The following is a 10943-nucleotide window of genomic DNA, read 5'->3' as shown; positions in this document are numbered from 1 at the left end:
GACAAAGAAACATGGCTGAGTATTGAAGAATTTAAAACGAAACATGCAGAACTGTTGCATTTGACCTACGACGAAGCGGTCGATATTAGTTTAGAAGAGATAAAGGTTATGAAAGCGATAGACGAGCCCCTCTGGGAAGAATTGGATTGGAAGCGCGAGGAGTATATCCGAATTCATGGAGAAGTGGAGTTGGATGACGATGAGGAAGACGAGTGAGACTATACATCAAAGGTGATTACACCAAAGAAATTCCATTTGATTACATGGAACTAGCGAAAAGGATGTGGTTTGAGGAAAAAGATGGAATAGAGCCAGATTTATCGTATGCTGGGTATCTAGATTTACCAATCGATAAACTTTCTATTCACTTAGAATTAGACAAGGAAACTCATGATGTTAGATGGAGGAGTGTTCAAATAAAGGAAGGGATAAAATATGATTTTTTATCCCATAAATGTGAATATATACAGCTAGATTACGAAGATGCTATGATGTCGGACTTTCGTGAGAAAGGCGAATGTTTAAGAATCGCTTCTACCCACCTTGACCTTCTTACTGTTGATAAACGAGCTATGTATATTATGGCCATTGAAATTGCGACTGCTATTGATGGTCAGATTAGCGAAGATGATAAAGAGAGCTGGTTAAGTGTGGAGGAATTTAAAAAACGGCATGAGGCAATCCTTTCGATGAGTTATGAAGAGGCTAATGAGCTGAGTTTGGAAGAAATTCCATTTATGGACGATGTGAGAGACCCAGTCTGGGAAGAAGATGACCGCAGGAATGAAGAATACATCAAAATCCATGGCGAGCCAGTTTATGACGACGAGGAAGACGAGTGATAATTTACAATAGCACTTATTTGAAAGAGAGTGTTGAATAGGGGGAAGACTAATGTCAGATAAATTAAAACAGTTTAAATGGTTGATTGTATTGTTTTTGTTTCTGTTAGCAATTCCTTCATATTTTGCATACAATCATTTCCGACAATCTAGTACTTTAAAAGAAGCCTTTGAGAAAAATGAAAGAATTGAAGTTCTTCATCATTTAATGGCATCAGGAAAATATGCGTCTGACATCCGTAAAGCAGGCTATGTCGTTCCTCCCGATGGTGCTATTCGATTGGATGGAGGAATTGACTCCATAGAGATAAAAGGAGACATCGATTTGGATATCTCAAATCCGGGACAGAATGGGGTTACTGCTTATTTTAGAATAGAGGTAGATGGTAAAATAACTAGTGTACTATATGAATTGGATAAGAACTTTGATTTAGTTTCTAGCGCCTATTTTCAAATAAATGAAAAAATATAAAAGAGAGTGTGACTATCCCCCAAGCCGAAGAAGAGCGACTATTAAAAATTGTTCAAAAAGAGCTTGAGGCTTTCATGCAAAAGATGTATCAGACCTTGTATGGATAGTTTCCCAGAGAAAGAGGCTTCTTGCTCAACACAATGCTGTATGAACAACTGGTTGTGTTGAGGAATTTTACTAGAAAAAGATACCGTAGATAAGCTACAAAAAAATTACCCAAGTACTTATAATTTCATTCGAAATATTGAAACAGGTAATCAAGACTTGATAGAGATGAGGTGATTAGATGAGGAAGAAGAAATTTGCAATTTTTTCGTTGCTAATAGTTCTATTATTATCTTTCTCTGGTTTTCAGTATTATAAATATCAGAGAGTTCATAATATTTTTGATGAAATATACTACGAAGAAAGTGATTATCACAATTATACATTTCTCTGGAAAGGGCGAGCTTTTTATAAGTTAAAAGGGTTAAAAATTGTGGACAACGATTCTCAAGAAATTTCTATTCATTCTATTGATTATAAAAGTGTAGATTTACCAAATACTATTCATTCTCTAGGTTATTATTTTTATTTTGGATTTCAGGAGATGACGAAAGTTGGGATAGAAATGCGTTTGAGAATACCAAATACAGAGACAAGCATAAATGTAGATTACCTGTACGATGTAAACAATCAGCAATTAGAACGATTTATATGGTATCACGATGAGAAAAGCGAAAGATATTATCATCAGTCTCAAGTAGAGGACTTTCTTGCCAAACACGGTAAGACTGTCGATGAGATTCGCAAAGAAGCAGATAATGTACTCCGTAATAAAGTTCTTAAAGACTGGACCACTATCTACTCTAGTCGTTTTAGCCCAGATAATTGGGGAGAATTGACAGTTAAGGATATATGGAGAACAGAATAACAAACGAAACGATGAGGCAATAGTGTTATACAGGTAGGTTGCTATGATAGAGTACTTAAGAACATTTTATTGTATTCGATAGCTTTGGTCTGCTTTCTTTTGGGGTAACGGAAGAAACACCTTATACGATTACTATCACCAATGTTGATGACCAACCGACGCACTTTGAAGCTCAAGTGGTGGATCGGTAGATTTAGGAACCATAAACTAGGCATCAGTTGTTGCAATTGTTTAGTAAAGGAGACTTATTTGCTCATTTAATGAAGGTCTGATTGTTATTTTCGATGAGACCAACAACCTCCGAGTCGCAAATGAAGTCACAGACCGTTTATCCAGCGGATGTGACCACCTGATTTCCTCTTTAGACTCAGGTGAGTTGACAGGAGCAGCCTACACAGCTGGTAAAGGTCTCTTTATAGAGATTATCATCCCCAGCATCAAAAAGCTCCAAGCAGCGATAGATGATATCCAACTAGAGTTGAGCTCCTACAAAGATGCGGATGCTCAGGTCTCTGGATATGGTGATTTGGACCTAGACCAGCTTAAGGAATTAAAAAAGCTGAGAGAAGAGCAGTTAGCTATCGTAGAAGCTCAGATTCAAGAGAGGGAGAACTGGCTAAATCAAATCACAGACCTCTTTAGTCTCAATTGGGGGAAAGCCTTCTCTGAGAAGACCATCCTCTACAACACCAAGTTTCAAATCGAGTCGGGTATTCAGGATTTGAATGATAAGATTGAAAAACTAGAATTTTTTGTCTCACAGGTATCCCAGTATTTCAGTGATAGTCTAGAAGTCCTTAGCTTAGCCATCAAAGGAGCTACGCAACTAAGTAAAATCATTGTCGATAGCGATGGAAACTACTATGCGGACGGTGTGGATATGAGCTGGGTGCAGAAGATGAAGGATGTGAAGATTGTTTCGCATGCCAAAAGAGATTTTCAAGACTCAGAAACTCGTGCCATCAATAAAGCTTCTAGGGATATGATGCTATCGGAAGATGGAGATGCCTACTATCGTGCCGAATTAGAGAAGCGCTTAAAAGGTCACGACAAGTCCGAATGGGATAAAATAATCGACGACTACAATCACACTCTTAAGATTGATGAAACAGGGAATATCATTGACATTTATCCATTTGAACAAGGTTATGTCGTTTCAAAAAATGGGAAATACGATGCCGACTATACTCATTTGGTTAACAAAAAGTTTGATGAACTAAAAGCACAAAACTTTGAAGCAAATTCAGCTGAATTTTGGAGTGGAGTAGCTCAAATATTCTCTGGATTGGGAGTTTACTTTGCGAGTGGCGCCCTCGAAGTTTTGAGTATCATGGCTGGTCCGCCAACAGCAGGGACAAGTATCGTAGCTGGTACGGCAGTGTCTGTATCAGGGGTACAATATGGGAATGTACTGATAGCTAGTGGAGCAGTAACTAGCTTATCAGCTATCACAAAGACGGCCTTACAAAATGGCGAAATTCAGGTTAATTATTCTAGCAACTACGACAACTGGCAGGCAAATAGACCAACGAGTAAGACCATTTCTGGCAAGGGTGGTAAACTAATTGAAGCCCGAGTAGGAAATAGAAAAGTGAAGCTTCGTGTAGATTGGGAGCCAACTAGTGGTTCTAATGGTGATGGAGTTTTCCAGGTTCAATCTGGAAGTGGGAAGTCAGGCTATTCGCTTGATGAATATATTGAAGTAAATACAATTTCTGGAAGAAAATCTATAGAAGATTGGGTAAATACCAATCGCCAACTAAGGAAACTTGATACAAACACAAAGGAAGAGATAATTAATAGGATTTTTAAGGGTTATCGAATTTATTACGGGAACTAGGTGGACAATATGAGACTATACATCAAAGGTGATTATGCTAAAAAAATAACATTTACTACTAGAGAACTAGTTTGGAAGATGTGGTTTAAGGAACGGAATGGCAAGAAAATAAGTTACTCCAACGTTGGTGATGATGAGATGTTGCAAGATGATTTTTATTTCGGAGCAGAGTTGCGCAAATGGGCTTCAGTTGACGAAAGATGGGATAAGGCTCCTTTTATAATTCCGAGCAATCCTTGGTTATCCTTGCAATATGAAGATATTGAACTTGAATTTGAACATGCCTTTATTTCCGACGACCGCGAAAAGGGGGAGTTTCTTCGAATTGCCTCAACTCATGTAGATATTTTGACGGTTGACAAGCGCGCTTTATACGTTATGGCTATTGAAGTAGCATCTGCCATTGATGGTCAGATTAGCGAAGACGACAAGCAAAGTTGGCTAAGTGTAGAAGAATTTAAGGAATATCATAAGGATGTTCTTTCACTAACTTATGATGAAGCTGTTGACATCAGTTTGGAAGAATTAAAGACAATTGTACCGGTAAGAGATCCTCTATGGGAAGATGAAGAAAGGCTTCGAGAAGAGTACATAAAAATTCATGGCGAACGTGTGTATGACGATGAGGACGACGAGTGAGACTATATCTTAAAGGCAACTACGAAACTAGTATATACCAAACCTGTATGGAATATCCTTGGAAAATGTGGTTCAAGGAACGTAAGGGTGTGGAAGTTGGTTTTTCTTATGCATTTGATGATAATTTTTATTTGAGTTTAAATCTAGATAAATTTTCTTCAAATGATGAGCGTTGGGGAATGGCTGATTTTAGAATAGGAAAAGACTCTTGGGCGACTTTTAAGCGTGAAAATTTAAATTTAAATTTTGAAGATTCCTATGAAAGTGATGGACGAGAAAAAGGAGACTATCTACGAATCATCACGACTCATAAGGATATTCTAACGGTTGATAAGCGAGCTCTCTATATCCTGGCGATTGAGGTGGCATCTGCTATTGACGGTCAAATCAGCGAAGACGACAAAGAAACATGGCTGAGTATTGAAGAATTCAAAACGAAACATAAAGACCTACTGAATATGACCTACGACGAAGCAGTCGATATTAGTTTAGAAGAGATAAAGGTTTTGAAAGCCATAGACGAGCCTCTTTGGGAAGAATTGGATAGGAAGCGCGAGGAGTATATCTGAATCCATGGAGAGGTGGAGTTGGACGACGATGAGGAAGACGAGTGAGACTATATATAAAAGGTGACTATACTAGAAAATTGCCATTTGGCTACAGAGAACTCGCATGGAAGATGTGGTTTAAAGAAAGAAATGGTCAAAAAATAAGTTTCTCAAATGTCGGGGATGATGAAATGTTGCAAAATGACTTCTATTTATCTTTGCGGTTAGATAAGTGGGGAGCAAGTGGCTCTCGTTGGAAAGATGCCAAGGTTAAAGGAAGCAGTGCAATAAATTCCCAAATGTATGAAAATATTGATTTTGATTATGAAGGAAGTTACGAAAGCGACGGTAGAGAAAAGGGAAAATACCTAAGAATCGCTTCTAATTTATTTGGATGTTTTAACAGTTGATAAACGTGCTATGTATATTATGGCGCTTGAAATTGCGATTGCTATTGATGGACAAATCAGTGAAGATGATAAGAACACATGGCTAACAATCGAGGAATTCAAGGAAAAGCACCAAGATATCTTATCTCTAACTTTTGATGAAGCAAATGAGATGAGTTTGGAAGAAATTCAGACGATTGACGCTATTGACGAACCCATCTGGGAAGAATTGGATAAGAAGCGTGAAGAATACATAGCTATCCATGGCGAACGTGTTTATGACGATGAGGAAGACGAGTGAGACTATATCTTAAAGGCAACTACGAAACTAGTATATACCAAACCTGTATGGAATTTCCTTGGAAAATGTGGTTCAAAGAACGCAAAGGTGTGGAAGTTGGTTTTTCTTACTCACGTGATGATGATTTTTATTTTAGCGTTAGTCTGGATAAATTTTCTTCGAATGATGAGCGTTGGGGGGTGACTGATTTTAAAATAGGAGATAATCCGTGGAATTCATTTAAATATGAGTATCTAATATTGGATTTTGAAGATTCCTATGAAAGCGATGGGCGTGAGAAAGGTGATTATTTGCGAATTATTTCCACTCATCTAGATATTTTGACGGTTGACAAGCGTGCGATGTATATCCTGGCGATTGAGGTGGCATCTGCTATTGACGGTCAAATCAGCGAAGACGACAAAGAAACATGGCTGAGTATTGAAGAATTTAAAACGAAACATGCAGAACTGTTGCATTTGACCTACGACGAAGCGGTCGATATTAGTTTAGAAGAGATAAAGGTTATGAAAGCGATAGACGAGCCCCTCTGGGAAGAATTGGATTGGAAGCGCGAGGAGTATATCCGAATTCATGGAGAAGTGGAGTTGGATGACGATGAGGAAGACGAGTGAGACTATATATCAAAAGTGATTTTAAGAAAAAAATAGACTTCACAACTAGAGAGCTTGTTTGGAAGATGTGGTTTAAGGAACGGAAAGGCAAGAAAATAAGTTTCTCCAATGTTGGTGACGATGCTATGTTACAGGATGATTTTTACTTTGGTGTTCGGTTACACAAATGGTCTTCAGTTGACGAAAGATGGGATAAGGCTCCTTTTATAATTCCTAGTAATCCTTGGTTGTCTTTGGAATATGAGAGTGTAACACTTGAATTTGAAAAAACTTTCATTACAGAGTGGAGAGAACGTGGAGATTATCTACGTATCGCAACATCTCATATAGATGTTTTAACAGTAGATAAACGTGCTTTATACATTATGGCGGTCGAGGTTGCGAGTGCAATAGATGGTAATATCAGCGCGGATGACAAAGAGACATGGTTAGATGTAGAGACTTTTAAGGAGCTACATAAGGATGTTCTTTCGCTGACTTATGATGAAGCGGTTGAAATTAGTTTGGAAGAATTAAAAACAATGATACCAGTAAGAGACCCTCTATGGGAAGAGGAAGAACGCCTTCGTGAAGAATATATCAAAATCCATGGAGAACGTGTTTATGACGATGAGGACGACGAGTGAGAATTTATATTAAAGGCGATTATACAAAAAGAGTACCTTATGGTTATTTGGAACTAGCTGGAAAAATGTGGTTTCCAGAAGAAAAGCAAGTATCGTACTCAAATGCTGGAGACAATGAGCAACTACAAGAAGATTTTTTCTCAAATTTATCATTGAGGAAAAGTGCTGCGGATAAGAGATGGTCTAGTGTCCCCCTAAAGGAAGGGGTACGAAGTCTCTTTTCACATATTAAAGAATGTATTGAAATTAATTTTGAAGATGCATTCGCTACGGATTATAATGAAAAGGGAGACTATCTCCGTATTTTAACCACCCATCTAGAAATTTTGACAGTTGATAGACGCGCCATGTACATTATGGCGCTTGAGATTGCAAAGGTCATTGACGGGCAAATTAGCGAGGATAATAAGAAGGCATGGCTAACAGTCGAGGAATTTAAGAAAAAGCACGAGGCTATTCTATCTCTGACTTTTGATGAAGCAAATGAACGAAGTTTGATTGAAATTCAAACGATGGATGTTGTAGACGACCCTCTTTGGGAGGAAGAGGCCACTCGTCGAAAAGAATATATACTAGCACATGGAGGCGATATCTCAGATTTATGAGACTTTACATAAAAGGTGATTACACCAAAGAAATTCCATTTGATTACTTAGAGCTAGCTAAGAAAATGTGGTTTGAAAGTTATCAAGGAGAAGGCATCCCACTCTCCTATTCTGGTTTTCTTCAAATCAGAGATAGGAATGATATAGCAATTCATCTAAAACTAGATAAACAGGATTATGATGAACGTTGGTTGTATGTTCCGATACAAGAAGGGATAAAATATCGCTTTTTTTCACAAATTGATGAAGAACTAAATTTAGATTATGAAGATGCTTATGTAACAGATTTTCGAGAAAATGGAGACTGTTTGCGTCTTGCTTCTACTCATCTTGAACTGCTCACTCTTGATAAAAGAGCTTTCTATATCATGGCCATTGAGATTGCTACAATCTTTAACGGACAAATTAGCGAAGATGACAAGAAAACATGGTTAACAATCGAGGAATTCAAGGAAAAGCACCAAGATATCTTATCTCTAACCTTTGAGGAGGCAAATGAAATGAGTTTGGAAGAAATTCAAACGATTGACGCTATTGACGATCCCATCTGGGAAGAATTGGATAGGAAGCGCGAAGAGTACATCCGAATTCATGGAGAAGTGGAGTTGGATGACGATGAGGAAGACGAATGAAACTATATATCAATAGTGATTTCACGAAAAAAATAGACTTCACAACTAGAGAGCTTGTTTGGAAAATGTGGTTTAAGGAATGGCACGGTCACCCAATTACATACTCAAACGTCGGAGATGATGGGATGCTACAAGATGATTTCTTTTTTGGAGTTCAATTTGATAAATGGCGATTTAAGGATAAACGATGGAATCATATACCATACGACAAGAGCAATCCTTGGAATTCGTTTTCTGATGAAAACATTCAATTGGAATTTGAAAATGATTTTATTACTGATGGGAGAGAACGTGGAGAAAACCTTAGGATTGCTACAACACATACGGATATTTTAACGGTTGATAAACGTGCTATGTATATCATGGCAATCGAGGTGGCTGGTGCAATTGATGGAAAAATTAGCGAGGATGACAAGCAAACCTGGATGGATGTAGAGACTTTTAAGGAGTTGCACAAGGATGTCTTATCACTAAGTTACGAGCAAGCAACTGATATCAGCGTGGAGGAACTGAAAAGTTTGAAACCTGTAGAGGAACCTTTGTGGGATGAAGAAGAGCGCCTTCGTGAAGAATATATCAAAATCCATGGCGAACGTGTTTATGACGATGAGGACGACGAGTGAGACTTTATATCAAAGGTGATTACACCAAAGAAATTCCGTTTGATTATATAGAACTAGCGAAGAGAATGTGGTTTAATACTAAAGATTGTAAGCCAGTAGATTTTTCTTACTTTGGGAATACTCGCCCATTTAAAACAGACCCAACTATTCACTTGAAATTGAATAAGTGGATGCATGATAATAGATGGAATAATGTTCAGTTGAAAGAAGGGATTACCAACAAATTTGGGAGTCATGTATATGAAAATCTTGAATTAGATTTTGAAGACAATCCAGCAACAGACTATCGAGAAAAAGGAGACTGTCTACGTTTAGCTTCTACCCACCTTGACCTTCTCACTGTTGATAAAAGAGCTATGTATATTATGGCCATTGAAATTGCGACTGCTATTGATGGTCAGATTAGCGAAGATGATAAAGAGAGCTGGTTAAGTGTGGAGGAATTTAAAAACCGACATGAGGATACCCTTTCGATGAGTTATGAAGAGGCTAATGAGCTGAGTTTGGAAGAAATTCCATTTATGGACGATGTGAGAGACCCAGTTTGGGAAGAAGATGACCGTAGGAATGAAGAATACATCAAAATCCATGGTGAACCAGTTTATGACGATGAGGAAGAATGAAATTATATTTAAAAGGTGATTATACAAAAAAGATACCTTATGGTTATTTGGAACTAGCTGGTAAAATGTGGTTTCCAGAAGATGAGCAAGTTTCTTACTCAAATGCTGGGAATAATGATGCATTACAAGAGGTTTTTTCCTTATTTCAAAAAGATTTAGATAAATCCAATCCCGCAGTTGTAGAGTAAAATGTTAAAAAGAATAAGAAACTATTATAAAAACAAACCAACTCAAGCTGTCTTAATGCTCATAGTTCTTATTTGGTCAATATATGATATTAGTGACCAGTTTGCAAGTAACTCAGCATTAACAAGAATTCATGCATAGTCGGTATGTTATGGTTTGGCCAATGGTAGATAAGAAAATGAAATTATACCACTATAAAGAGGAGTGGACGACCCCTGCCTTAGACGGTTAATGCATTTAGATTATAAAAATATTAAAATTACGGGGTATCCTTGTAAATATGTCAACAAGTCTTCGCTGAATATAATCAAACTCCTAATAATAATTACGATATTTCATTTCCTTTAGAAGGAACACTGTCTGAAGCGTATTTTTCAACTTTGGATGCTAAATATTATTTGATATCAGAAAATGCTTATTGTAGAGAAAAAGCTAGGTAAGAATATTGAGGATTTAATTCAGGAAATAGAATTAGTAAGAGAAGAGTTTAGTTCAGTTCTTACTAGGATGAAAATCCTTCGTTTGGTCTATTTGATTCTTCGTATGATAATATTGTTGCAGTGTATCAGGTGGTCGGGTCAGCGTAGAAAAAGGAAAGAGAACGAAATATTGCAGAATAGATAGAGATCCAAAAAGGTATGACGACTATAAGGAGAGTTACAAATGAGCATGACGAAAAAATCGAATTGGAATTTAGGTTGTAGTTTAGTACTTGTTGTAGTCCTAGCAGCTAGTTTTCTATTTTATCTATGGGCACAAAATCTTGGTAAGTATACTCTGCAACCAGGAGAGTCGGCTAACTTTACAGTAAATCCTCGGACACATGATGTAGAATACTACTCAGAATTAATCTTGAAAAAAAATGATAATAAGCTTAAATTATCAGGTAAAAAAGTTTGGTTTGAGATGCATGGCGATATTTTTTATGATGTTGAAGGGCAAAAACTTGTTCGAAGCCATCATCCAGAAGGGATTGATGGGGGGGGGGAAAAGAAGAAAAAAGAGAGAAAGGGAGGAAAGGAGGGAAGGGGGGGAAGGGAAAAGGGGGAAAAAGGAGGGAAGGGAAAAAAGAAAAAGGAAGAGAAAAGAA

12 protein-coding genes and 5 pseudogenes are annotated in these 10943 nt (G+C 37.5%); all 17 read left to right on the top strand.

Annotation, left to right across the window (positions count from 1 at the left end):
- A pseudogene (locus LG372_RS09495) lies at nt 1–216 on the top strand (hypothetical protein); the annotation flags it as partial.
- Nucleotides 213–842, top strand: a complete 630-nt coding sequence (locus LG372_RS09490; RefSeq protein WP_225742690.1) for a hypothetical protein — start codon at nt 213–215, stop codon at nt 840–842. The pseudogene LG372_RS09495 and the gene LG372_RS09490, both read left to right, overlap by 4 nt.
- Before the next feature lie 52 nt (nt 843–894).
- Nucleotides 895–1421: pseudogene (locus tag LG372_RS09485) on the top strand (thiol-disulfide isomerase).
- Nucleotides 1422–1600: 179 nt separating this feature from the next.
- Complete coding sequence (locus LG372_RS09480) at nt 1601–2227, top strand: TipC family immunity protein (RefSeq protein WP_225742689.1); 627 nt, start codon at nt 1601–1603, stop codon at nt 2225–2227.
- A 247-nt stretch (nt 2228–2474) separates the two neighbouring features.
- A complete protein-coding gene (locus tag LG372_RS09475) occupies nt 2475–4067 on the top strand; it encodes an LXG domain-containing protein (RefSeq protein WP_225742691.1) in 1593 nt (530 codons plus the stop codon).
- 9 nt (nt 4068–4076) lie between these two features.
- Nucleotides 4077–4706 carry a hypothetical protein gene (locus tag LG372_RS09470; protein WP_225742688.1) on the top strand — a complete coding sequence of 210 codons (630 nt, stop codon included), beginning with the start codon at nt 4077–4079 and terminating at the stop codon, nt 4704–4706.
- On the top strand, nt 4703–5275 hold the full coding sequence (locus LG372_RS09465) for a hypothetical protein (RefSeq protein WP_225742687.1): 573 nt from the start codon (nt 4703–4705) through the stop codon (nt 5273–5275). The genes LG372_RS09470 and LG372_RS09465 overlap by 4 nt, the downstream gene beginning before the upstream one ends.
- 41 nt (nt 5276–5316) lie before the next feature.
- Nucleotides 5317–5944, top strand: a pseudogene (locus LG372_RS09460) (hypothetical protein).
- Nucleotides 5941–6558 carry a hypothetical protein gene (locus LG372_RS09455; protein ID WP_225742686.1) on the top strand — a complete coding sequence of 206 codons (618 nt, stop codon included), beginning with the start codon at nt 5941–5943 and terminating at the stop codon, nt 6556–6558. Before LG372_RS09460 ends, LG372_RS09455 begins: the two are co-directional and overlap by 4 nt.
- Nucleotides 6555–7184, top strand: a complete 630-nt coding sequence (locus LG372_RS09450; RefSeq protein ID WP_225742685.1) for a hypothetical protein — start codon at nt 6555–6557, stop codon at nt 7182–7184. The genes LG372_RS09455 and LG372_RS09450 overlap by 4 nt, the downstream gene beginning before the upstream one ends.
- A complete protein-coding gene (locus tag LG372_RS09445) occupies nt 7181–7789 on the top strand; it encodes a hypothetical protein (protein WP_225742684.1) in 609 nt (202 codons plus the stop codon). Before LG372_RS09450 ends, LG372_RS09445 begins: the two co-directional genes overlap by 4 nt.
- The gene (locus tag LG372_RS09440; RefSeq protein ID WP_225742683.1) at nt 7786–8421 is read left to right on the top strand and encodes a hypothetical protein; all 636 of its coding nucleotides are present in this window, start codon (nt 7786–7788) and stop codon (nt 8419–8421) included. The genes LG372_RS09445 and LG372_RS09440 overlap by 4 nt, the downstream gene beginning before the upstream one ends.
- On the top strand, nt 8418–9044 hold the full coding sequence (locus LG372_RS09435) for a hypothetical protein (protein ID WP_225742682.1): 627 nt from the start codon (nt 8418–8420) through the stop codon (nt 9042–9044). Before LG372_RS09440 ends, LG372_RS09435 begins: the two co-directional genes overlap by 4 nt.
- Complete coding sequence (locus tag LG372_RS09430) at nt 9041–9667, top strand: hypothetical protein (protein WP_225742681.1); 627 nt, start codon at nt 9041–9043, stop codon at nt 9665–9667. Before LG372_RS09435 ends, LG372_RS09430 begins: the two co-directional genes overlap by 4 nt.
- Nucleotides 9664–9855, top strand: a complete 192-nt coding sequence (locus tag LG372_RS09425) for a hypothetical protein (protein ID WP_225742680.1) — start codon at nt 9664–9666, stop codon at nt 9853–9855. The genes LG372_RS09430 and LG372_RS09425 overlap by 4 nt, the downstream gene beginning before the upstream one ends.
- 1 nt (nt 9856) lies before the next feature.
- Nucleotides 9857–10477 (top strand): annotated as a pseudogene (locus LG372_RS09420) (hypothetical protein).
- A gap of 228 nt (nt 10478–10705) precedes the next feature.
- A pseudogene (locus tag LG372_RS09815) lies at nt 10706–10943 on the top strand (hypothetical protein); the annotation flags it as partial.

It is taken from the genome of Streptococcus sp. Marseille-Q5112 (assembly GCF_916700555.1).
Lineage (GTDB): Bacteria > Bacillota > Bacilli > Lactobacillales > Streptococcaceae > Streptococcus > Streptococcus symci.
Note: the sequence above shows the minus strand (reverse complement) of the source record. Positions and strands in the feature narration are given on the sequence as shown.